Annotated in this window: 23 protein-coding genes and 3 tRNA genes; 12 read left to right on the top strand and 14 right to left on the bottom strand. The window is 64.4% G+C overall.

The features are described 5' to 3' along the window. Positions 1–78 precede the first annotated feature (78 nt). Together AC1DS3_RS20015 and AC1DS3_RS20010 are read left to right on the top strand one after the other, a co-directional pair. Entirely contained in the window at positions 79–480 is a 402-nt protein-coding gene (locus AC1DS3_RS20015) for a hypothetical protein (RefSeq protein ID WP_441639564.1), read from the top strand. A 189-nt stretch (positions 481–669) separates the two neighbouring features. Further along, positions 670–1,905 (top strand): GGDEF domain-containing protein, encoded by a 1,236-nt coding sequence (locus AC1DS3_RS20010; protein WP_477127795.1) that lies wholly within the window; start codon positions 670–672, stop codon positions 1,903–1,905. A gap of 106 nt (positions 1,906–2,011) precedes the next feature. On the opposite strand, the gene lpxO is transcribed toward AC1DS3_RS20010, so the two are convergent. Together lpxO and AC1DS3_RS20000 are read right to left on the bottom strand one after the other, a co-directional pair. Continuing rightward, complete coding sequence (lpxO, locus tag AC1DS3_RS20005) at positions 2,012–2,914, bottom strand: lipid A hydroxylase LpxO (protein WP_441639565.1); 903 nt, start codon at positions 2,912–2,914, stop codon at positions 2,012–2,014. 190 nt (positions 2,915–3,104) lie between these two features. Further along, a complete protein-coding gene (locus tag AC1DS3_RS20000) occupies positions 3,105–3,416 on the bottom strand; it encodes a hypothetical protein (protein ID WP_441639566.1) in 312 nt (103 codons plus the stop codon). 273 nt (positions 3,417–3,689) lie between these two features. On the opposite strand from AC1DS3_RS20000, the gene AC1DS3_RS19995 reads away from it, so the two are divergent. Further along, positions 3,690–3,992: a hypothetical protein gene (locus AC1DS3_RS19995; RefSeq protein ID WP_082054800.1), complete on the top strand. Its 303-nt coding sequence runs from the start codon at positions 3,690–3,692 to the stop codon at positions 3,990–3,992. Between the two features lie 146 nt (positions 3,993–4,138). Here the strand turns inward: AC1DS3_RS19995 and AC1DS3_RS19990 are convergent, their stop codons facing one another. After that, positions 4,139–4,822, bottom strand: coding sequence for a Fe2+-dependent dioxygenase (locus tag AC1DS3_RS19990; RefSeq protein WP_267605928.1), 684 nt, complete (start codon positions 4,820–4,822; stop codon positions 4,139–4,141). A gap of 240 nt (positions 4,823–5,062) precedes the next feature. Between AC1DS3_RS19990 and AC1DS3_RS19985 the strand changes: the two genes are divergently transcribed. Together AC1DS3_RS19985 and AC1DS3_RS19980 are read left to right on the top strand one after the other, a co-directional pair. Continuing rightward, positions 5,063–5,350, top strand: a complete 288-nt coding sequence (locus tag AC1DS3_RS19985; RefSeq protein ID WP_441639567.1) for a hypothetical protein — start codon at positions 5,063–5,065, stop codon at positions 5,348–5,350. 171 nt (positions 5,351–5,521) lie between these two features. Next, on the top strand, positions 5,522–5,908 hold the full coding sequence (locus AC1DS3_RS19980) for a hypothetical protein (RefSeq protein WP_477109263.1): 387 nt from the start codon (positions 5,522–5,524) through the stop codon (positions 5,906–5,908). Positions 5,909–6,037: 129 nt separating this feature from the next. On the opposite strand, the gene AC1DS3_RS19975 is transcribed toward AC1DS3_RS19980, so the two are convergent. From AC1DS3_RS19975 to AC1DS3_RS19960, 4 genes are all read right to left on the bottom strand, one after another. Next, positions 6,038–6,113: transfer RNA gene (locus AC1DS3_RS19975), tRNA-Met, on the bottom strand. A gap of 141 nt (positions 6,114–6,254) precedes the next feature. Next, the gene (locus AC1DS3_RS19970) at positions 6,255–6,536 is read right to left on the bottom strand and encodes a hypothetical protein (RefSeq protein WP_477127794.1); all 282 of its coding nucleotides are present in this window, start codon (positions 6,534–6,536) and stop codon (positions 6,255–6,257) included. Between the two features lie 110 nt (positions 6,537–6,646). Further along, positions 6,647–7,492, bottom strand: a complete 846-nt coding sequence (locus AC1DS3_RS19965) for a DUF1266 domain-containing protein (RefSeq protein WP_477109264.1) — start codon at positions 7,490–7,492, stop codon at positions 6,647–6,649. A gap of 296 nt (positions 7,493–7,788) precedes the next feature. Continuing rightward, a tRNA-Arg gene (locus tag AC1DS3_RS19960) sits at positions 7,789–7,865 on the bottom strand. A gap of 123 nt (positions 7,866–7,988) precedes the next feature. Here AC1DS3_RS19960 and greB point away from each other — a divergent pair. Beyond that, on the top strand, positions 7,989–8,585 hold the full coding sequence (greB, locus tag AC1DS3_RS19955) for a transcription elongation factor GreB (RefSeq protein ID WP_441639391.1): 597 nt from the start codon (positions 7,989–7,991) through the stop codon (positions 8,583–8,585). A 44-nt stretch (positions 8,586–8,629) separates the two neighbouring features. Here the strand turns inward: greB and AC1DS3_RS19950 are convergent, their stop codons facing one another. The 4 genes from AC1DS3_RS19950 to AC1DS3_RS19935 form a co-directional block, all read right to left on the bottom strand. After that, positions 8,630–11,047: a RelA/SpoT family protein gene (locus AC1DS3_RS19950; RefSeq protein ID WP_477127799.1), complete on the bottom strand. Its 2,418-nt coding sequence runs from the start codon at positions 11,045–11,047 to the stop codon at positions 8,630–8,632. 257 nt (positions 11,048–11,304) lie between these two features. Beyond that, complete coding sequence (gene rpoZ / locus AC1DS3_RS19945; protein ID WP_006162413.1) at positions 11,305–11,508, bottom strand: DNA-directed RNA polymerase subunit omega; 204 nt, start codon at positions 11,506–11,508, stop codon at positions 11,305–11,307. 84 nt (positions 11,509–11,592) lie between these two features. After that, on the bottom strand, positions 11,593–12,246 hold the full coding sequence (gene gmk, locus AC1DS3_RS19940; RefSeq protein ID WP_477127793.1) for a guanylate kinase: 654 nt from the start codon (positions 12,244–12,246) through the stop codon (positions 11,593–11,595). Between the two features lie 5 nt (positions 12,247–12,251). Next, a complete protein-coding gene (locus AC1DS3_RS19935; protein ID WP_441639393.1) occupies positions 12,252–13,193 on the bottom strand; it encodes a YicC/YloC family endoribonuclease in 942 nt (313 codons plus the stop codon). A gap of 178 nt (positions 13,194–13,371) precedes the next feature. On the opposite strand from AC1DS3_RS19935, the gene AC1DS3_RS19930 reads away from it, so the two are divergent. The 5 genes from AC1DS3_RS19930 to hemW all read left to right on the top strand — a co-directional run bounded on the left by AC1DS3_RS19930 (position 13,372) and on the right by hemW (position 18,240). Continuing rightward, on the top strand, positions 13,372–14,421 hold the full coding sequence (locus AC1DS3_RS19930; protein WP_477127792.1) for a serine/threonine protein kinase: 1,050 nt from the start codon (positions 13,372–13,374) through the stop codon (positions 14,419–14,421). Between the two features lie 172 nt (positions 14,422–14,593). Beyond that, entirely contained in the window at positions 14,594–15,508 is a 915-nt protein-coding gene (locus AC1DS3_RS19925; RefSeq protein WP_441639395.1) for a PP2C family protein-serine/threonine phosphatase, read from the top strand. A 140-nt stretch (positions 15,509–15,648) separates the two neighbouring features. Beyond that, positions 15,649–16,368 (top strand): ribonuclease PH, encoded by a 720-nt coding sequence (gene rph / locus AC1DS3_RS19920; protein WP_441639396.1) that lies wholly within the window; start codon positions 15,649–15,651, stop codon positions 16,366–16,368. Between the two features lie 13 nt (positions 16,369–16,381). Next, the gene (gene rdgB / locus AC1DS3_RS19915; protein ID WP_441639397.1) at positions 16,382–16,999 is read left to right on the top strand and encodes an RdgB/HAM1 family non-canonical purine NTP pyrophosphatase; all 618 of its coding nucleotides are present in this window, start codon (positions 16,382–16,384) and stop codon (positions 16,997–16,999) included. Then, positions 16,996–18,240, top strand: coding sequence for a radical SAM family heme chaperone HemW (gene hemW, locus AC1DS3_RS19910; protein ID WP_441639398.1), 1,245 nt, complete (start codon positions 16,996–16,998; stop codon positions 18,238–18,240). Before rdgB ends, hemW begins: the two co-directional genes overlap by 4 nt. An 81-nt stretch (positions 18,241–18,321) precedes the next feature. Here the strand turns inward: hemW and AC1DS3_RS19905 are convergent, their stop codons facing one another. Next, entirely contained in the window at positions 18,322–18,846 is a 525-nt protein-coding gene (locus AC1DS3_RS19905) for an outer membrane lipoprotein (protein WP_477127791.1), read from the bottom strand. 275 nt (positions 18,847–19,121) lie between these two features. Here AC1DS3_RS19905 and AC1DS3_RS19900 point away from each other — a divergent pair. Further along, positions 19,122–19,211: transfer RNA gene (locus AC1DS3_RS19900), tRNA-Ser, on the top strand. A gap of 330 nt (positions 19,212–19,541) precedes the next feature. On the opposite strand, the gene AC1DS3_RS19895 is transcribed toward AC1DS3_RS19900, so the two are convergent. Both AC1DS3_RS19895 and AC1DS3_RS19890 read right to left on the bottom strand, forming a co-directional pair. Continuing rightward, positions 19,542–20,195, bottom strand: a complete 654-nt coding sequence (locus AC1DS3_RS19895; RefSeq protein WP_477127790.1) for a hypothetical protein — start codon at positions 20,193–20,195, stop codon at positions 19,542–19,544. Positions 20,196–20,199: 4 nt separating this feature from the next. Beyond that, positions 20,200–22,210: pilus assembly protein (locus tag AC1DS3_RS19890; RefSeq protein WP_477127789.1), on the bottom strand; the 2,011-nt coding region annotated here is incomplete at its 5' end.

The raw sequence follows: 22,210 nt of genomic DNA, 5'->3' as shown, positions 1-22,210 counted from the left end.
ACTAGGCAGCGGCGGACCGGCCCGGCATTCTTGCGAACATTGCCGAAACTGGCAGGCCGCGCTCCCAAGGAGAACCAGATGCCACATCCCTCCCTTCCGCTCGCCATCGACACCGTGGGCTTCGCCCTGCGCCTTTGCACCGCCCGCCGCGCCGACCCGGCGCATCGCCTGGCGCGCACCGATGCCAGGGCTGGCCTGGACACAAAAGACAACGCCGCACGCACGGAGCATGACCAGGGACAAAGCAGCCCCCCCGGGCTTGCCGATACCATCGGCCGGGTTCCTGTCCAGACCTTGACCGAGATGACTCATGCCAACTCCGCTGCCAGCGGCAAGCTCGATGAACTGCGCACCCTGGCCTCGCACCTGACCGCCGGCTCGCTGCTGCAGGCGGCGACGCTGCAATTGATCGCCGAGCAAGAGAACGCGCAGCACCGGTACGCACCCGCGCGCATCGCCGAGCTCTCCCGCCAGGGCTGACGCGACGGCGGGCGCCACGTGTGGGTATTTACGCCACACATCACCCATTCCCTCCCCTGCTGCCCTATGCTATCGCTCGTAGCGAGCATGGCGGCGGCCCCGGTAAATCCGAGGCGGCACAAAGCCAGCCGTGCCACACGCGTGCCAGCCACTGGCCCGCGCCAAACGGGATTGGGATGGGGATAGGGATTGGGAAAAGACGCACTGATAGCAACGACCGACACGCCGCGGACCGACAACGAATACAAAGCCTTGTTCCAGCTGGCGCCAGTCTCGCTGTGGCTGGAAGACTTCAGCGCCGTGCGCGAGCACTTCCAGGCCCTGCGCGCGCGGGGCGTGACCGACCTGCGCGGCCACCTGCGCGCCAATCCGGAGGAAGTCGCGCACTGCTCGGCACGGATCCGCGTGCTGGACGTGAACCAGCGCACGCTGGACCTCTTCCGCGCCGCCGACCTCACCGACCTCGTCAATAACCTGGACACCGTCTTTCGCGACGAAATGTTCGACCAGCACGTCGAGGAGCTCGGCCAGCTGTGGGACGGCGAATTGCGCTTTTCAAGCCAGACCGTCAACTACACGCTGGAAGGCAAGAGGCTGGACATCCGCCTGGATGCCACCGTCATGCCCGGCCATGAGGCCACCTGGGAACGCGTGCTGCTGTCGATCGAGGACATCACTGCGCGCGTGGCCACCGAACGCGAGCTGCGCCGCAGCGAACAATACGCGCTGGGCCTGTTCGAGCATTCGCCGGTCTCGCTGTGGGTCGAGGATTTCAGCGCGGTCAAGGTGCTGCTCGATGAAGTCCGCKGCGCGGGCATCTCGGATTTCCGCACCTTCCTCAACGTGCATCCGGATTTCATTTCGCGCTGCATGCAGGAAATCCGCGTGCTCGACGTCAACCAGCAAACCCTGCTGATGTTCAGCGCGTCGACCAAGGAAGAGCTGCTCTCGCGCCTGGGCGACGTGTTCCGCGACAATATGCGCATCCAGTTCGCCGAGCAGGGCCGCAAGGGCCCGTGGCCGGTCAGCGTGATCGCGGTCGACCTGAACGGCCTGAAGCAGGTCAACGACCAGCTCGGCCACGGCGACGGCGATGCGCTCCTGCGCCGCACCGGCGAGGCGCTGAAAAAGGCCGTGGGCGACCAGGTCTGCGTGGCACGGGTCGGGGGCGACGAGTTCATGGTGCTGCTGCCGGCGCGCGACGAGCGCAGCGTGGCCACAGTGGTCGAGCAGATCCACCAGGTGGTGGAGCTCAACAACCAGTTCTATCCGGGCACCGCGCTCAGCCTGTCGATCGGCACCGCAAGCTGCAGCGCAACGGACCGCCTGAGCGACGCCGTCAAGCTGGCCGACGCCCGCATGTACCAGGCCAAGCGCGCCCACTACGAGGCGCTCGACGACGAGCGCGAGCGCCGCCGCCGATAGGCCACCGCCGATGGGCAAAAGAAAGGGCCGGCATCAGCCGGCCCTTTCTTCTTCTGTATTCGCGCTCTCCAGCTCTCCAGCTTTCGAGCTTTCGAGCTTTCGATCGTTACAGGTACACGATCAGCGCCACGCCGGCGGCGATCAGGCCAAACTTGACCACGTAGTAAGCCGGCCGGCTCCACGCCTTGAAACGCCGGCGATACTGGCCGCAAATCCAGACAAAGCGGAACAGGCGGTTGATCATGCCGGTCTGGTCGGACTCTTCGTTGGGCGAGCTCGCMGCGGTCATGACCTTGCGGCCCAGCCAGCGGTTGACCTTGCCGGCCCAGCCGAAGCGCATCGGACGCTCGATGTCGCAGAACAGGATCAGCCGGTTGCTGTCGCTCTTGTTCTCCGCCCAGTGCAGGTAGGTCTCGTCGAACACCACGCCCTCGCCGTCACGCCAGCTATGGCGCTCGCCGTCGACCTCGATAAAGCAGCGGTCGTCGTTAGGCGTGGCCAGGCCCAGGTGATAACGCAGCGAGCCCGCGAACGGATCGCGGTGCGGGTTGAGCTTGCCACCAGGCGGCAGCTCGGCGAACATCGCCGCCTTCACGCTCGGCAGGCCACGCAGCAGCTCCACCGTGCGCGGGCACAGGACCTCGGCCGACGGATGGCGGGCTTCATACCATTTCAGGTAGAAACGCTTCCAGCCGTACTTGAAGAACGAGTTGAAACCGGCATCGTTATTCTTGTCGGCCGCCTTGATCTTGCGCATGGCAGCCAGGGCCAGGCCTTCGTCGCGGATCTCCGGCCACGCGGCGCGGATCTTCTCCAGCTCGGGAAAGCGCTCGACGGGGATGTAGGGCGTGCGCGGCACACCGGAAAATACATACATGAAGCAGTTGACCGGGGCCACCAGGGCCGAATGGTCGAGCAACTGGCGCCAGATGCGCAGCCTCACCTTGCCACGGAAATGCACGTACAGGATCGCTCCCAGGTACGCCGCGACGATTATCCACTTGATCACCCGAAATCCTCCATATCAGCAGTACCGCGCGCAGTTGCATACGCGGGCAACGCGACGGTGTCGGGGGCGAAAACCCGTAGTGTATCGAAATGGGAGGCGCCCTGCTGGAAGATAGCGATACGCCACACGCCGATCCATTGCTCAGGATCGGCGGCGCAAGCGGCCTAAGAGGCCGGAGGGCGGCCTCGCCTCAGGGCGTGCCGCGGGATTGCCGGGCGATGCGGTCGATCAGCGCGTTGGCGTCGTCCGGCAAGCCCTGCAGCGTCAGCAGGCGCGCGTTGAGCACCATGTTCTCCAGCACCAGCTTGGCGGTGGAAGCCCACATGGTCGCCAGCATCGCGTCCACCGGCATGCCGGCCGTCTCCATGGCGCTGGAGCGCTGCGCCACCAAGCGGCACACCAGCGCGCGCAGCGTGGCGTCGTCGAAGGGCAGGTCGGCATAGTCGATAGGGTCCTCCTTCTCGACTTCCACCATCAGTTGCAGCAGCATGTCTTCGGTCATCGGCAAGCTCCCAGGAAGGCTTCAAGGGTCGGATGGTCCTGTTGATGACGCTAATCCTCGGCCCTTGCGTTGTCAATGTGGCGGCCGATCGGCACGAGCGCATTGACGCATTGACGCGATGACGAAAGGCACCGRGCCCGGCACTCGCGGCAGGGACAGGGACAGGGACATCCGATGACTCAGGGTAAGCGATAGACAGGTCCCATCAATCAGCACTGAACAAAGCGTGTAAGCTCCGGTCTGATCTTTACTTCCAACCAAACACCAGAGTTCATGACCGAGCGTTTGTTGTCAGCCATGCGTCAATACGCATGGTTCAGTGGTGTCAAGCACCACGTGGTCCAAGGTGTCGAAGCGCTGGCCACCTTGCTCAAATCTCCCGCAGTCGCAGCCCGCGCAGTGGCTGCCATCGTTGCAGAAACCGAACAGGGCGTGCAGGTGTGGGTGTCCTACTTCGGCAAGCCGATGGATCCGCATACCCAATACGTGTTCTGGCCGATGCAGCGCGCGCTCAAGCCCGCGCGACGACGCGTAGCCATGGTCCCGTTGCCGCCGCAGCACCGGGATCGCCGTTAGCCTCGCTGCACCCTGCATCGCGAATCGCTGGCCAATGCCGGCGATTCGCGAGTATCAAGCCAAAGCATCAAGCCGAAGCCCCCTGCCTCAACATCCCCTCCCCGCTTCGCTCCCTCCCCCGTTCCCCTCATTGCCCACGCCGCCGCTCAGGCGTCGGCCCAGCGACGCAGCAGGTTGTGATACACGCCGGTAAGCCCCACCACGGCCGCGTCCTTGTGTCCTAGTGCCTGGCCGACCCGCTGGATCTGCGTATCGAGCTCAAACAGCACCGACCGCTGGCCCTCGTCGCGCACCATGCTTTGGATCCAGAAAAATGACGACACGCGCGCGCCGCGCGTAACCGGGCTGACGTGATGCAAGCTGGTGGCCGGGTACAGCACCATATGCCCCGCTGGCAGCTTCACGCGTTGCTGCCCGTAGGTATCCTCCACCACCAGCTCGCCGCCGTCGTAGTCTTCCGGCTCCGTCAGGAACAGCGTTGCCGAGAGGTCGCTGCGCACGCGGAAGTTGGTGCCGCGCAGGTGGCGGATCGCGTTGTCGATATGGTTGTCGAACGCGTGCCCGCCCTCGTAGCGGTTGAACAAGGGCGGATAGACCTTGAGCGGCAGCGCGGCCGAGATAAAGAGCGGATTGGCGCCCAGCGCATCCTGGATCAGGTCGCCTACCTGGCGCGCCACCGGCGAGCCTTCGGGCAGTTGGAGGTTGCGCTTGGCCAGCGCCGACTGATGCCCGGAAGTGGCGTTGCCGTCGGTCCACTCAGCCGCATCCATCCAGGCGCGGCATTGGGCAACCTGCGCCTTTGTCAGCACATCGGGGATCTGCAGCATCATGATTTCGATTACCTCGGCAAGACGGTTGGCCCGGGGCACCTTGCCGTACCCCAGACGAGCGCCGATTGTAAGAGAAAGCCACGGATCACACAAATGGGAATCATTATCAGTATCAACTGGCCTTGACCTGACGCAAGCCCTGCGCAGGGGAGCCGCCCTGTAGGCCTTGTGCCGACATGCGTCGGGCATGCGGCCTACTACAATGGATTGGACCCAGTCCATAATGCCAAGGAGACGGAAATGCCCGAACCGGTACACGACGAAGCGTTGGTCAATCTCTACCTCGAGCAGATTTCCGCCCTGTCGATCAGCGCCTTCGATGGCGCGGATGTGAACGAGGAACTTGGACAGGTCGTGCGCGAGGCCGTCGGTCAGTGCCGCGCAAGCAAGACCGCCCCGCAGGGGAATAACCTGAGCGTGCTGATCGAGCGCTTGACGGCCAGGTCCGAGGCAGCGGCGCGCGAAGGCCAGCCGCAAGTCCGAGACACATTTTCGCGCGCGGCCGAACTGGCCCGGGCGCCMGCCTGAATCTCTGGCAGGCGCCGTGCGGGCGCCAGCCAGCGCGACACTGAACCGCTCAGCGGATCACAGTCTCTCATTGTTATCGTCCGGCGCCCGCCGGGCGCGATCCGTTGGCGAACCCGAAGCCCCATGCACCGCGCCTTGCTCCGCTTGTTGTTAGCAGTGACAGTGCTGTGCGTGAGCGCATGCGCCGGCTACCCTTATTACGACCCTTACGACAGCTACAACCCCTACGATCCCTACGGGTTCTACGAGGGTGGCATAGCCTATCCCCCTGGCACTTACGCCTACGGGTATGGGTACGACTACGCGCTGCCCTACTATGGCGGCTTCTACGGCCCTGCCTTCTACTACGGTTACGGCGGCTATCACCGCGATCGCGGCTATCGCGCCTATGGCTACTATCGCGGCCCCGGCTACCACGCGGGCGGGCCGCGATACTACGGTGGCTATCACTATCACTCCGGCATGGCGCGCGGCTACTACCATGGCGGTGGCTGGGGAGGTACGGCAGCGGGAGGCGCGCGAGGCGGCCGCAGCGGAGGCGGCCGCGGGCGGCACTGATCAGCGCGAACCCATGGCGCACGCAATGCAAAGCGGTCCCGCGCAATGCTCGGGTTTCGTATTGTTGGGAATTTGCAGAACTTGGCCAGGACGGCCCGGAGACGAGCTTCGGAGACCAGAAAAGGTCTTTGGTTGCGGGGGCAGGACTTGAACCTGCGACCTTCGGGTTATGAGCCCGACGAGCTGCCAACTGCTCCACCCCGCGTCCGAGAGGCCGGATTATGGTGGATCCCGCCGCGCATTGCAATCGCTTTGTGACGTCATCGTGAAAAACCTGTCATCGGGCGCGACAGCACGCGCTATGGCGTACTCCCGCATTGCCCGCACGGCAAGGACGACATGCCCGCTAGTCCGTCACCGGCCCCACCAGCYTGTCCACAAGCTGATAGGCCGCAGCGAACGCGGCGACTTCGGCAGCGTGCCGGGTAGCAAACTGCGCGCCGTCGCCCGACAAGCGCTCGATGTCGCCGGCATCGGAGGGATCCGCGCCCTCCTGGCAGACGCGCACCTCGTACCCCCACTGGGCAACCTTGCCCAAAGCCGGGACGCCGCCGTCGCCCGGCCTCGATACGAGGACATAGACATCCATGCCCCGATAGGCTTCCACCCGCCAGTCCGCATTGCTCATTGGATCCTCCCATGGTTCTTGCCGCAAGCAAGAAGCATAGCGCTTGGCGCCCCCGCACGCTCCTGAACCAGCCTAGGCCGCCAGCACCGGTCCCGCAAGCCGGCGCGCACCTACACGCCATAGTGCGCAGCGTGATAGCGCACCTCGCGCATGGGGCTATCCGAATCGTCGAGGCAATGCCGGACAAACGCCAGCTGCCGCTGCAAACCGGCGCCGGGCCCGGCCCACATGGCCCGGCCCAGCAGGTAGCTCACCGCGACCTCCTGCCAGGACGCCATCTGCGCGAAGACCTGCGACGCTGCCTGCTCGATCACGGCCCAGGCCTGCGCCTCGGTTTGCATGCCACAGTCGTAGGCGGCCCGCGCGACATGAATCGCGCGGCTCATGTCCCAGGCCAGCACGCCACGCGCAAGATCGACCCGCGAGCCGAGCAGGCGACTCGCGCGCAGGTCCGGCATGGCGCGCTCGAGATTGTCGATGCATTGGGCAAGACGCACCGGGTCGAAGCGATCATCGAGCAGCACGATCTCACGCTCGCGCGCCGTGCGCGGCACCGAGAACAAGATCCGGCAGACCTGCGGATACAGCGCGCGATGCCCCTCCTCCAGCAGCCACGCCAGCGTGCCCCGCGCCTCGCCGGCCGTATGGATATGCCAGTCGGTAGCCAGCACGCACGCCTGCGTGCGCGGGTCCACACCGGTGGCAAGGTTGCTGACGTTAAGGGTCAACCGCGCATCGTGCAAAAAGCCCACCAGCAAACCGCACATGCGCTCGCCGGTGGCCGACGCAGACTTGCCCTCGATCGCCTGGCTACAGACACGGGCTTGCAAGTCCGGCCCGCGCTCCGCCGCTGGCGGCAACACGGCTGGCGGCACGCCCGGCTTGCGCCAACGGCATGCGGCACTGGCCACGACGGCAAGCACGGCGGCACAGACAAACCATGGCAACGATCGCATCGCAAGACGCTCCAGAGGAAAGCGCGATCGCTCGGCCCGGCAGATCGGGAAGCAGCAACAAGAGAGCGATCCGGTTATGAACGCGCGAGAATGCGCACCGGAATAGAGATTAGCGAGAGGAAGCCCGGCGCACGATGAGACAAGTCTCAATCGCGGCGATTACGGTCGACGCGCGGCGGAACGCCGTAGAATGAGCAGATCCGCATCTGGAAGCAGGCGGACCAGGAACCGAGAGCGACGGCAGAAGCCCAAATGAAAAAAGAGCTTCCATTTCTGGAAGCTCTTTTTGCAATGAGTGGTGCGGCTGGCAGGATTCGAACCCACGACCCCTTGGTTCGTAGCCAAGTACTCTATCCAACTGAGCTACAGCCGCACTCGAGAAAGAAATTATAACGTACTTTTGAAATTTGGGAACCCCCCTGCCCCACTTTTTTTGCTTTCCCCTCCGGCAGGCCGCCGCTTCCTATAATGACAGCCCCGCAGATGTGATCGGATCATGAACAAGGCATTTGTCAAAGAGTCACCCGGCGACGAGGACGACGACCTTCCCGAAGGCGCCACCCCGCTGCCACCTGGCACCAAGAACTACATCTCGGCGCAAGGCTACCAGCGCTTGCGCGATGAGCTGATGCACCTGATCGACACGGCGCGCCCGGAGGTGGTCCAAATCGTTTCGTGGGCCGCATCCAACGGCGACCGCTCCGAGAACGGCGACTATCACTACGGCAAGAAGCGCCTGCGCGAGATCGACCGCCGCATCCGCTTCCTGACCAAGCGCCTGGAGAAGGCCGAGGTGGTGGACCCGTCCCTGCAGGGCGACAACGACCAGATCTTTTTCGGCGCCACCGTCACCTATGCCGACCAGGCCGGCGAGGAAACCACCGTGACGATTGTCGGCACCGACGAGGTCGACCTCGACAGCAACCACGTGAGCTGGATCTCGCCGATCGCGCGCGCGCTGCTCAAGGCGCGCGAAGGCGATACGGTGCCGCTGCGCACGCCGGCCGGGGTGGAGCAGATCGATATCCTGAAAGTCAGCTATCCCAGGAAGCAGGCGGAACCGATCGCCGCCGCGCAGCCGGAAAAGCACTGAGCCCGGCTCGGCCGGGCTCAGTGCTTGCGTGCGGGAAGACTGCGTCAGCCGTCGTTGCGGTCGCGGAAGATGCGGATGACGTCGGGGTTGCGCCGCAGCGCCCGCATCACGTTGGCCAGGTGCAGGCGGTTCTGCACCTGGATGATGAACTGCATGTAGGTGGCCTCCTGATGGCCGCCCTCCTGCTGCTCCATCGCCACGTGCGCAACGTTGGCGTCGGCCGAAGTCAGGTCGGCCGCCACGMGGGCGACGATGCCCTTGACGTTGCGCACCATCACCTTGATCGACACATCGAAGGAGCGCGTTGTCTTCTTCGCCCACATCACATCGATCCAGTGCTCCGGGTCCTTGCTGTGCAGGCGCTTGGCTATCTTGCAATCCTGGACGTGAATCTGCAAACCCTCGCCCTTGCCCAGGTAGCCGACGATGGAATCGCCGGGAATCGGCCGGCAGCATGACGAGAAGATCATCGACATGCCTTCATCGCCGGTGATCGGCACTGCGGGGGCTTCTTCGCCGGCGAAGGTCTGCACGGCCGCCAGCAGCGCGCTGTCGACATCGCCGGACAGCTCCTGCAGCAGGATCTCCATGCGCTTGGCCACGACGGCCGGCACGCGCCGCCMCAGCGCCAGGTCGGCAAAGATGTCTTCCTTGTGCTTGTTGCCGGTCCACTGCACCATGCGGTCCCACACCGACTGCGGCAGCGCCTTGAGCTCGATGCCGAGCTGTCGCGCCGACTGCTCCAGCAGGCGTTCGCCAAGCTGGATGGCTTCGTCGAGCCGGGTGGTCTTGAGATAGTGGCGGATGGCCGCGCGCGCCTTGCCGGTGCGCACGAACGCCAGCCAAGCCGGATTGGGCTTGGAGTATGGCGCCGTCACCACCTCGACGATATCGCCGCTCTTGAGCTCAGTGCGCAGCGGCAGCAGCTCGTTGTTGATCTTGACGGCCACGCACTGGTTGCCGAGGTCGCTGTGCACGGCATAGGCGAAATCGAGCGCGGTGGCGCCGCGCGGCAGCGCGCGGATATGCCCCTTGGGCGTGAACACATAGACCGCATCCGGGAACAGGTCGATCTTGACGTGCTCGAGAAATTCCTGCGAATCGCCGGTCTGGCTCTGGATATCGAGCAGCGACTGCAACCACTGGTGCGCCTGCTGCTGGATATCGTTGGCCTGGTCGGCCTGATGCTTGTACATCCAGTGCGCGGCCACGCCGGCTTCCGCGATCTGGTGCATGTCGCGGGTGCGGATCTGGAACTCCACCGGCGTGCCGAACGGGCCCACCAGCGTGGTATGCAACGACTGGTAGCCGTTGATCTTGGGAATGGCGATGTAGTCCTTGAACTTGCCCGGCATGGGCTTGTACAGCCCGTGCAGCGCGCCCATCGCCATATAGGTGTGCATCTGGGTTTCCACGACCACGCGGAAACCATACACGTCGAGCACCTGCGAGAACGACAGCTGCTTGTCGTGCATCTTGCGGTAGATGCTGTAGAGCGTTTTTTCACGCCCCGACAGCTCCGCCACGATGCCGGCGTCGCCCAGCGCCTTCTGCGCGGTTTCGAGAATGCGCTTGACCACCTCGCGCCGGTTGCCGCGCGCAGCCTTGACCGCCTTTTCCAGCGTGGCATAGCGGAACGGCGAACCCACCTTGAAGGACAGCTCCTGCAGTTCGCGGTACGTGGTGTTGAGGCCGAGCCGATGCGCGATCGGCGCGTAGATCTCCATGGTCTCGAGCGCGATCCGCCGCCGCTTTTCCGGCGGCACGAAATCAAGCGTGCGCATGTTGTGGGTGCGGTCGGCCAGCTTGACCAGGATCACCCGCACATCGCGCGCCATCGCCAGCAGCATCTTGCGAAAGCTCTCCGCCTGCGCCTGCTCGCGGCTCTGGAATTCGAGCTTGTCCAGCTTGGTCAGGCCATCGACCAGTTCGGACACCTTGGGGCCGAATTTTTCCGCCAGCTCGCTCTTGGTGATGCCCTGGTCTTCCATCACATCGTGCAGCAACGCCGCCATGATGGATTGGACATCGAGCTTCCAGTCGGCGCACAGTTCGGCCACCGCTACCGGATGCGTGATATAGGGCTCGCCGCTCTGGCGATACTGGCCAAGGTGAGCCTCGTCCGAGAACTGGAAGGCTTCGCGCACGTGCGCCTGATCCGCCGGCTTGAGATAAGCGAGCTTCTCCATCAGCCGGGTGATCGAGATCACCTGCTGGCGCGGGGGCACTGCGGGTTGCGAGGTCGGGCCGAAGAAGTGACGATAGGACTGCGCCAGCACCGCGTCGATGAAGAGCGCATCGCCCGGCGCCGCGCCCTGCGGCGCCTCGCTCAGCTCACTTTCGGCGGCGGCCTGGGCGGCTCTTGCCTTGCCTGCACCCATTGCGGGGGCAACGGCACGCTCGCCAACGACATCGTTGCCAAGCGGATCGGGAAGATTGGGAGCGCCAGTACGCGCCGTCACGGTCGACTGACCGGGCACGGCGCGCTTGCGCTGAACGGGTGGCACTGCATCGCCACTCGCGTCACCAGTGGCTTCTCCGCGCGATCGCGCCGGCGTGGCCGTGGGGCTGGCCGTCGCGACAGGGGAGGAAGGCTGGGAGGAAGACATGTGGGCGGCTTCTGTAATCTGGCTGGTTAAGCAAGTACGCGAACAGGTACGTTAGCAGAGTCTCAATGCAAAGGTACGCGTTGCTAGGACTGGCCACCGCCGCCCGAAAATCAGGTCGGTACCTTCTTGAGCATCTCGATGCCGATCTGGCCCGAGGCGATCTCGCGCAGCGCCACAACCGTGGGCTTGTCCTTGGCCTCGACCTTGGGAGTGTGACCCTGCACCAGCTGACGGGCCCGGTACGTTGCCGCGAGCGCGAGCTCGAAGCGATTCGGGATGTGTTTCAGACAATCTTCGACGGTAATACGCGCCATATGTAATCCACCTCGGGACAAAACCTTATGCGATGCCGGCTATTTTACAGCACGCGGCAAGAAACGTTCCCGCCGCGCTCCGGATCAATGAATACCGAGCTCGATGAAGAGGTCGGCGTGACGCGCTTTTTGTGATGAAAAACGCAGACGGGTAGCGCGGATGACGCTGCGAAGCTGTTCGAGCGCCTGCTCGAAAACCTCGTTGATGATGACATAGTCCGACTCGGACGCATGGGCCATCTCGCTGCCTGCCGCCAGCAGGCGGCGCACGATCACTTTCGGCTCGTCCTGGCCCCGCTTGTTCAGGCGYTCTTCMAGCGCTTGCAGCGACGGCGGCAGGATGAAGATCTCCATGGCGTTGGAAAARCGCTKGTGCACCTGCTGCGCGCCCTGCCAGTCGATTTCCAGCAGCACATCGTTGCCCTGGGCCATCTGTTGCTCGATCCACACCCGCGAGGTGGCGTAGTAGTTGCCGTGCACTTCCGCCCACTCGAGGAATTCGCCGCGATCGCGCGCCGCGCGGAACGCGTCCACGGTGGTGAAGTGGTATTCGCGGCCATCCTGCTCGCCGGGACGCGGCGCGCGGGTGGTGTGCGAGATGGATAGGCGAATGGCCTGGTCCTGCGCCAGCAGCGCGTTGACCAGGGTGGACTTGCCGGCGCCGGAAGGCGCCACCACCATGAACAGGTTGCCGGGGTAGGCGGTGTCGATGGCGACGTGGGACGACGTTTCACTCATGATGATTATTCTAGGTTCTGAATCTGTTCTCGCATCTGCTCGATCAGCAGTTTGAGTTCCATGGCGGCATCGGCCAGTTCTTTGGCCGCTGATTTGGAGCCCAGCGTATTCGCTTCGCGGTTGAGCTCCTGCATCATGAAATCGAGCCGCTTGCCAACCTGCCCGCCCTTCTTGAGGATATGGCGGGTTTCGTTCAGGTGGGCCTGCAGGCGCGACAGCTCTTCGGCGATGTCGATGCGGATGCCGTAGACCGTGGCTTCCTGGCGGATGCGCTCGCCGATTTCGTCACGGCTCATCGAGGGCATGCCGCCGGGCGCGACCAGGTTGAAAGCCTCCTGCAGGCGCTCGGTGAGCTTGTCCTGGTGATGGGAGATCAGCTGCGGGATGGTGGGCGTGAGGCGCTCGACGATGGCCAGCATGGCTTCGATGCGCTCGTCCAGCGTGGCCTTGAGCGCGTCGCCCTCGCGGCGGCGCGCTTCCAGCAACTGGCCCAGCGCTTCCTTGGCAGCGTCCGTCACGGCCTCGCGCAGGGCGTCCTGCGACAACTCGGGCTCCACCAGCACGCCGGGCCAGCGCAGGATCTCGCCCATGCGCAGCGAGCCGGCTTGCGTGAAGGTGGCTGCTACCGTGGCCTCGATCGAGCGGATCTGCGCCAGCAAGGCGTCGTTGAGCGCCAGCGTGGTGCCGCCGGCGCCGGCATCGGCGCGCTGCAGGTTGATGCGGCATTCCAGCTTGCCGCGCGACAGCTTCGCCATGAGCATTTCCCGCAGCGCCGGCTCGAAGGCGCGGCATTCTTCGGGAGCCCGGAAAAACAGGTCGAGGAATCGCGAATTGACTGTGCGGAACTCCACCGAAACGGATGCGGTCCTGCCGGTGGGCGCGCCTTGCGCGTCCGTCAGCGGCGCCTGGCGCGTCGCCAGGCCGTAGCCTGTCATGCTGTGGATCATTAAGTAGTCTCGCGAAATGGCCATCTGGCCGCATGGGTTCAAACAGCCCGGGGAGCCGGCAGCCCCGCAACCACGCTGGTTGAACGCCGAAAAGAGAGGCCAAAATGGCCGCTATTGTGTTCTTTACAAGTCTTCGATTAGTCAGGACAATCCGGAGGCAATCAAGGTCCCGAATCCTATGACAGAGCCAAAGGGCGCATCACCTCCAAAGAGCGCACCGCTGCCCATCGGCACGCTGCTGTCCAACTATCGTATTGTAAAGAAGTTGGCCAGCGGGGGGTTCAGTTTCGTCTACCTTGCCACCGACGAGACCGGCTCCCCTGTCGCGATCAAGGAGTACCTGCCGTCGTCTCTGGCACGCCGCCAGCCCGGCGAGCTGATCCCCGTGGTGCCCGAGGAAAGCGCGGCGTCGTTCCGGCTGGGACTCAAGTATTTCTTCGAGGAAGGCCGCTCGCTGGCGAAGATTTCACATCCCAGCGTGGTGCGCGTGGTGAATTTCTTCCGCGAGAATTCCACCGTCTACATGGTGATGAACTACGAGCTGGGCAAGACGCTGCAGGAACACATCCTGCACGCGCGCCAGCAAGGCCGCGCCAAGGTGCTGCGCGAACACTTCATCCGCAAGGTCTTCCACGACCTGATGAGCGGCCTGCGCGAAGTGCATATCCACAAGCTGCTGCACCTGGACATCAAGCCCGGCAACATCTACCTGCGCGAAGACGAATCGCCCATCCTGCTCGATTTTGGCGCCGCCCGCCAGATCCTGACCATGGAAGCGGCGCGCTTCCAGCCCATGTACACGCCGGGCTTTGCCGCGCCGGAGCTCTACGGCAAGCATTCCGAGCTGGGCCCGTGGACCGACATCTACAGCCTTGGCGCCACGCTCTACGMCTGCATGGCCGGCATGCCGCCCCAGGAGGCCAACCAGCGCGAAAAGGACGACCGCATGGCGGACTCCATCACGCGGTTGCGCGCCAGCTATACCGACGGCCTGGTGGACCTGGTCGAATGGTGCCTGCGGCTGCCCCCTTCCGAGCGGCCGCAGAGCGTGTTCCGGCTGCAGAAGGAGTTGCGCGAACAAACCAATGCACTAGGCGAGCAGGCCGCCGCGCCCGCAGCCGCAGTCRCCGAGCGCCCCCTCGCAAGCCGGTTCCTGACGCTGCTGCGCAAGCGCGAGGAGCCAGCCGCTGCAATCCAGGCCAAGGAGTCCGGCGCAAGCGGCGAATAAATAACAAAATGGCGCCATCCCCGCGTCGTGGATAGCCCCCCTCCGTGCGCCCCCTTCTGCCACCATTTGCAACTATGATGAGAACCGTCGCCTCGCGGCACGCCCGCACGCTGTGCCGGTGGAGCGCGCAGATGACGCCGCCGTCTCTCAAGAACCGACTCCTACAGCCACCATGCGATTCTCCGTCTACCAGGAAAGCAGAAAAGGCGGCCGCCGCATCAACCAGGACCGCATGGGCTATTGCTTTACGCGGGATGCCCTGCTGATGGTGCTGGCCGATGGCCTGGGCGGCCACGCGCTGGGCGAAGTCGCCGCGCAACAAGCCTTGCAGACCCTGGCGCGCCAGTTCCAGGCCCAGGCCCGGCCTTCGATCCGCAATCCTGCCGATTTCCTGCAGGACACCATCATGCTGGCCCACCGGGAAATCCATCGCTACGCCGAAGCCAACCAGCTGGCCGACGTCCCGCGCACCACCGTGGTCTGCTGCCTGGTCCAGAACGGCCAGATCCACTGGGCCCACGCCGGCGACTCGCGCCTCTACCTGGTGCGCAAGGGCAACCTGCTGACCCGCACGCGCGACCACTCCAAGATCGAGAACCTGCTGCAGCAGGAGCGCGTGCTGCCAATGGAAGTGGCCAACCATCCCGAGCGCAACAAGCTCTACAACTGCCTGGGCTCGCCCAACCTGCCGCTGATCGATATCGGCGGCCCACTGCGGCTGGAGCCGGGCGACGTGGCGCTGCTGTGCTCAGACGGGTTGTGGGGCAGCATCGAAGAGCAACTGCTGGTGGAGAAGGTCACCAACTTGTCCGTGGTGCATGCCATCCCGGACCTGATCGAGCAGGCGCTGCACAACGCCGGCGACGGCGCCGACAACACGACAGCCATCGCCATGATGTGGGAGCTCGACGCCCACCTGTCCAACGAGGACTCAGTCGCCACCGAGACCCTGCCGCTCAACACGTTCACCACCTCGATCCTGGAGAACAACGGTGGCGATACCGACCTGCTCTCGGAGGAGGAGATCGAGCGCTCCATCGCCGAGATCCGCGCGGCGATCGACAAGACCAGCAATTTCATGCGCTGAGCCCGGGCCAAAGTACCGCCCGCGCCGCAATGGCGCGGGAATTAGCACTCCCCCGCGGGAGGAGTTGGGGCAGGACGCGCACGCGCAGCCCGGCGGCGTTAAAATCCGGGTCCTGAATCGATTTCCGAGAAAACCTCCACATGCGACCCAGCGGACGCGCAGCCGATGCGCTGCGCCCTATTGCTCTGACCCGCCACTACACCCGCCACGCCGAAGGCGCTGTCCTGAGTGCCTTTGGCGACACCAAGGTGCTGTGCACCGCCAGCGTGCTGGCCAAGGTGCCTCCCCACAAGAAGGGCAGCGGCGAAGGCTGGGTCACCGCCGAGTACGGCATGCTGCCGCGCGCCACCCACACGCGCTCGGACCGTGAAGCCGCCCGCGGCAAGCAGACCGGGCGCACGCAGGAAATCCAGCGCCTGATCGGCCGCGCGATGCGCTCAGTGTTCGATCTGTCCGCGCTGGGCGAATTCACCATCCACCTGGACTGCGACGTGTTGCAGGCCGATGGCGGCACCCGCACCGCAGCCATCACCGGCGCCTTCGTGGCCGCCCATGACGCTGTTTCCGCCATGCTGCGCAATGGCCAGATCAAAGCCAGCCCGATCCGCGACTTCGTCGCCGCCGTGTCGGTTGGCATGGTGGATGGCGTGGCCGTGCTCGACCTGGATTATGCCGAGGACAGTAGCTGCGACACCGACATGAACGTSGTGATGACCGGCAGCGGCGGCTTTGTCGAAGTGCAAGGCACCGCCGAGGGCGTGCCGTTCAGCCGTGCCGATCTCGATGCGATGACGCGCATCGCCGAGCAAGGCATCGCCGAACTGGTGGCGCACCAGCGCCGCGCGCTGGGCCTGGCCTGATACGGTGAACGCCATGCAACGCCTGGTCCTCGCCTCCAACAACCCCGGCAAGCTCGGCGAGTTTGGCGCGCTGCTGGCGCCGCTCGGCTTCGAGCTGATCCCGCAGGGGCAGCTCGGCATTGCCGAGGCCGAGGAACCCTACGCCACCTTCGTCGAGAACGCTCTCACCAAGGCGCGCCACGCCAGCCGCCTGGCCGGCCTGCCCGCGCTGGCGGATGACTCCGGCATCTGCGTCGACGCGCTGGATGGCGCGCCGGGCGTCTACTCCGCGCGTTATGCGCAACTCGTGGGCAAGCCCAAGTCCGATGCCGCCAACAACGCCCACCTCATCTCGCAGCTGGCCGGCAAGCTCAACCGCCACGCCTACTACTACTGCGTGCTGGTGCTGGTGCGCCATGCCGAGGATCCGCGGCCGGTGATCGCCGAGGGCGTGTGGGCGGGCGAAGTAGTCGACGCGCCACGCGGCAACGCCGGCTTTGGCTACGATCCGCACTTCCTGCTCCCGCACCTGGGCAAGACCGCGGCCGAGCTGAGCGCCGAGGAAAAGAACGCCGTCAGCCACCGCGCGCTCGCGCTCAGGGCGCTGACCGAGCGCCTGCAGGCCGACAGCCCCGGGACCGGCTGCCCATGATCCCGATCGTTCCCCTGGCGGCCGCGGGCACCGGCGCCCCCGCCGATACCAAGTCATTGTGGCTGCAGCCGGGCCAGCTCGCGCTGCCCGGCTCCCCGCCGCTGTCGCTCTACGTGCATATCCCGTGGTGCGTGCGCAAGTGCCCGTACTGCGATTTCAACTCGCATGCCGTGCCCGGCGCCGCGGACAGCCACGACATCCCGGAAGACGCCTACCTGGACGCGCTGCGCGCCGACCTGGAGCAATCGCTGCCGCTGGTATGGGGCCGCCAGGTGCACACGGTCTTCATCGGCGGCGGCACGCCCAGCCTGCTGTCGGCCGCAGGCATGGACCGGCTGCTGTCGGATATCCGCGCGCTGTTGCCGCTGGACGCCGACGCGGAGATCACGATGGAGGCCAACCCCGGCACCTTCGAGGCGGAGCGCTTCGCCAGCTATCGCGCCAGCGGCATCAACCGCTTGTCCATCGGCATCCAGAGTTTCAACGACCGCCATCTTGCCGCGCTCGGCCGCATCCACGGCGGCGCGGAGGCCCGCGCGGCGATCGGCATCGCGCTGGACAACTTCGACAACGTCAACCTCGACCTGATGTACGCGCTGCCCGGCCAGACGCTGGCGGAATGCGCCGARGACCTGGAGACGGCGCTGTCGTTCAACACCACGCACTTGTCGCTCTATCACCTGACGCTGGAGCCCAACACGCTGTTTGCCAAGTTTCCGCCGGCGCTGCCGGATGACGACAGCGCGTATGAAATGCAGGACCTGATCGAAGCGCGCACCGCGCAGGCAGGCTACGTCCACTACGAAACCTCGGCCTACGCCCGGCCGCACCGGCAAGCGCGCCACAACCTGAACTACTGGCGCTTTGGCGACTACCTGGGCATCGGAGCCGGCGCGCACGGCAAGCTGTCGTTCCCGCACCGGGTGCTGCGCCAGATGCGCCACAAGCATCCCGCCACGTATATGGCGCAGGCCATGGCCGGCAACGCAGTGCAGGAGCAGCACGATGTCGGCGCAGCCGAGCTGCCCTTCGAGTTCATGCTGAACGCGCTGCGCCTGACTGACGGCGTGCCAGCCAGCACGTTCTTCGACCACACCGGGCTGCCGCTGCACACCATCAGCCGCGACCTGGCCGCCGCCGAAAAGAAAGGGCTGCTGGAAGCGGATCTCGCGACCATCAAACCAACAGAACTGGGGCGGCGCTTCCTGAACGACCTGCAGGAGATGTTCCTGAAAGGTTGATCGCGATACCACGCCGCCACAAGCAAAACGGCCACCCGAGGGTGGCCGTTTGCTCGCGTGCGCGGCGCGAAGGCACGCCGGTCAGTACGGCGTCGCCATGTCGTTGGCCACCTGGACGCGGGAACCGATGCGCAGATTGCTGACGTTGCGCTGCGTCACGGTAGCCATGCGGCCATCGTCCAGCCGCACGTTGACGCGATACACGGTATCGGTGCTGCTGCCTGCGCGCTTCTCGATCTGGTTGCCCGCCACGCCACCCGCCACCGCGCCGCCGATGGTGGCGATGGTATTGCCGGTGCCCCCGCCGATCTGGTGGCCCAGCAAACCGCCGGCCACGCCGCCGATCACGGTGTCGAGCAAGCCCGAGCTGTTTTGCTGCGTCGTCACCGGCTCGATCGATTCCACCCGGCCATAGAACACCGAATTCGCGGGTGCCTGGTAGCTATTGGTGCCCGGGGGCGGGGGCGGTGCCTGGTACGCCGCTTGCTGCGGCGCACCGTAGCCACCGCCATAGCCGCCGCCATAGCCACCACCGGGCGCCGCGCAACCCGCCAAGCCAGCCACCGCGGCGGCCGCCGCCACGCTCAACAGAGTCTTGCCGTTCATCAGTTGTTCTCCTCAAGTGATTGCAAATGCGTGGAACGAGGGAGCGCGGCGCATCGGCATGCGCCMCCTCACGCATATTAGGATCAGTCGGACGAAATGAAGGTTCCATCGCGTCCGACGAACACCGACAAAACAACTTTACACGCCGCATACTGCCGCGCGTCCCCGCACTTGCTATAATGCGCGGCGCTGGCCGTCGTGCCGGCGTCCAAGGCAGCATGCCGCTCGGGCCGGGACCTCCCCGCTTCGCGCTACAATGCCTGCCATTCCTTTCCGGAAGCGTGGCCGAGTGGTTTAAGGCAGCAGTCTTGAAAACTGCCGATGGGGTGACCCATCCGTGAGTTCGAATCTCACCGCTTCCGCCAATTCTGCAGACCAGATCATTGATTTTGAATGGCTTTTTTTAGCCATATGGCTGCCATTTGGCATGACATCATCTTGCCGCTCTCGATGTGCTTTTTTCCACGTTCGACCGTTCAACCACATCCGCAGCGAACTTCAAACGGGCTAAGACCGCAACGGCTCCCATTGGGCCCATAAAAACCCGCCGCTTGATTGAAGTTGGCGTCGCCCGAAAACATATCGGACGACCGAACTTGCCGCTCGGCCGCCGCTGGGTCGGTCTGGAAGCAGATCACAACGGGGCCTGAGAGCACTCGGGTACGACAGCCGACTGCCTGCGCCAAGCGCCGCCCCTAGTCGATAATCCCCCGCCAGTAAGTACGATAGCGACGACCCAACGTAGGTCCGGACGGCGTGAATACATTGGTGCCGCTCACGGCCGCCTGGTACGTGTTGCCGCCGATCTGGACCGAGATCGGGACCGGCGTGGGCGCGTAGCCGCCGCCGGTTAGCACTAGATAGCGATCTGCGGCCGTCAAGCCACCGTCGCCCGTGAGATCACTGGTGGAAGCGGCGGTCAGATAGTTCATCATGTAGTACCGCGCTTCCCCGAGGTTTCCCGTACACGAATTGGTAGCCGCGGTAGCCGGGGTATTGGTGGTAAACATGACCGTGCCGGACAGTGTAGTGGAGCCGCTGACAACCTTCTCCCCCGCACCGAGCGTGACATACCAGCCGCTTGCCGTCGATAGCGCCTGCTTGGCGGCAGCGATCTGGGCTGGAGTGCCGACTTGCACCAGATCGGCGGTGGCGTCATAGAGCTGACCGGCAACGCCGGTCGTGGCGCCGGCCACTCCTTCAGTGATGGGGGTCGAACGCACGGCATTCAGGCTGTGGTCATCCTTGATCATGTAATACCGATTCTGGATGGTCGTGTCGAACGGGTGCTCTCGGTCACCGGAGCCGATCAGCAGGCTATCGGTCGGGTTCAGCGCGGTGGCGGGCACGATGTCAGGCGCGTAAAGGAACTTGCGCGCCCTGGGTAGCGGTGCCTTGCACGATGGTGTCGTTGGCGGCGATATCGTAGCCCAGGCCAAAAACAACGACTGGATTGCCCTGATTGGCCTTCACCTTCGCGATGCGCAGGTCCGACCAGGTCTGCCCCAACTCACCGAAACCCGTATCGCTGGCGCCATGCTTCCACAGCAGCTTCGGTGCGGTTGGGTTGGTCACATCCAGGGCATAGATGAAGTTCCCGCCCCTACGCATGGTCAGGAACAGATAAGCCTTGGTGACCGCCCCGGTGGTGGGGTCCGACTCCGTATAGGCCGTTGACGAACCATCCACGAAATATGGCTTCGGCGCCGAACTCGAAATCGACGGCGAGTGGTTATACATCCTGCCGAACTTCGGGAAATGCTCGGACGGGATGAAGCTCCACAACTCCGTTCCGCCGGCACTGCTCTGACCACCCTTGACAGCATGCAACATGCCATCGTTGGCACCGTAGAAGACCACGATATCGTCGGCAGTGCGATTGTAGTTGATCACAGCCGGCCGGGAGTGCAGCACATCGCCGTGCGCAAAGCCGCGAATATTGTAGACAGGCGGGGCGGAAGGATTGGCGACAAGGGGATCGTCCGCCAGGGTATTGCCCCCTCGCACCCAATTGATGACGGGCTCGGTGTTGGCCCCGCTCGACAGGCCGAGCATCGTGGCCACGATCGAGGAATTGCTGGTGCTGAATGGCGTGGCAGACAGGGAAGAACCCGACGTGCAACTGCCGGTGCAGGTATAGATGTTGCGGCTCGCCTGATTATTCGCAAACGCGGTGCGCAGGTATTKCCCCACGCCGCCTTTTTCCACCAGGTCGCCGTCAGGTGAATCCGAACTGCCTCCCACGCCCTGCGAATCCACGTAGTAATTAGGATTCCAGAAGGTTGAAGGATTGGTCCAGAAGCTGATCACATTTGGGTTGACGAAGCCCGTTGTGCTGCTCAGCACCTTCGCGCCAACGCTATCGGCCATATACACGTTGCCGGTCGAGTCCACAGCCAGTTGGTACTGCTTCAGGTTGCCAACCCAGTTCGGCTTGGCATAGGCGTCCGGGCGGAACGTGCCCAGGTACACCTGGTTCAGATAGGTGCCACGCACGCTTACCGACACCGGCAGGGAAACCGACGCGAAGACTGAGTTCACCGCCTGGATCTGAGCCAGGATATTGCTCAACGCCGCCGCCAGAGCGGTATCACTGCCGGCCTGGAAATAGTCGCCGCCGCCATTGCCGGCGACGCTCTTCATCATGGCCGTGAAATCGGTATTCTGCTGCGCGTTGTAAGCGTCGATGGTGAAGGTGGTCACGGATCCATTCGCAGCGGCCGCGCTACCGGCGCCGAGGTCCGGGCGCAATTTCAGGAAGCGTGCCCAGGCAGCCTGGACATTCGAGATCGTGGAATACCCGGGGTATTTCGCCAGCGTGGTGGCGGCCGGGTCCGTGCTGGCGGGCACGGGCGGTAACTGGCCCTGTCGGTTGTTGCCAATGAAGATGATGTAGGTGTGCGCACAGCCGCTGCTGCCAATCGGGCTGTTGTACGCCGAGCCATTGGCGGAGCCCTTGTAGGCGTAACCCGAGGACAAGCCGCCGATGGCGGAGGTTGTCAGATTATCCTTGCTGGTTCCGGCGTTGCCGGAGTAATCCGCAAGCGGATCCATGCCCGCCCAGCTGTTGGAACCATTGAGATAGAGCCAGGCTTCGTACAAGGCGTTGGCGTAGTCGCCGGAAGCCTGGTCAATCTTTTCATCTGGAGCATTGACATCGATGCCGCCAACGATGTTCTGCAACGCAGTGTTATTGGCGGCCACGCTCATATCGCGTATGCCATAGCGCAGGTAGCCGCCATCACGCTTGTTTGCCAGGGACAACATCATCAGGCCCACATTGGCCGGCTTCGTCAGGCCAGCCACGAAGTTCTTGATGGCCGTCAGCTCGGCCTGGCCCTGCGTTGGCGATCCGACCCACTTC

The sequence above is a fragment of the Cupriavidus sp. 01L46 genome, assembly GCF_056399905.1.
The sequence above is the reverse complement of the archived record's forward strand: the minus strand, read 5'-3'. Positions and strand labels throughout refer to the sequence as shown.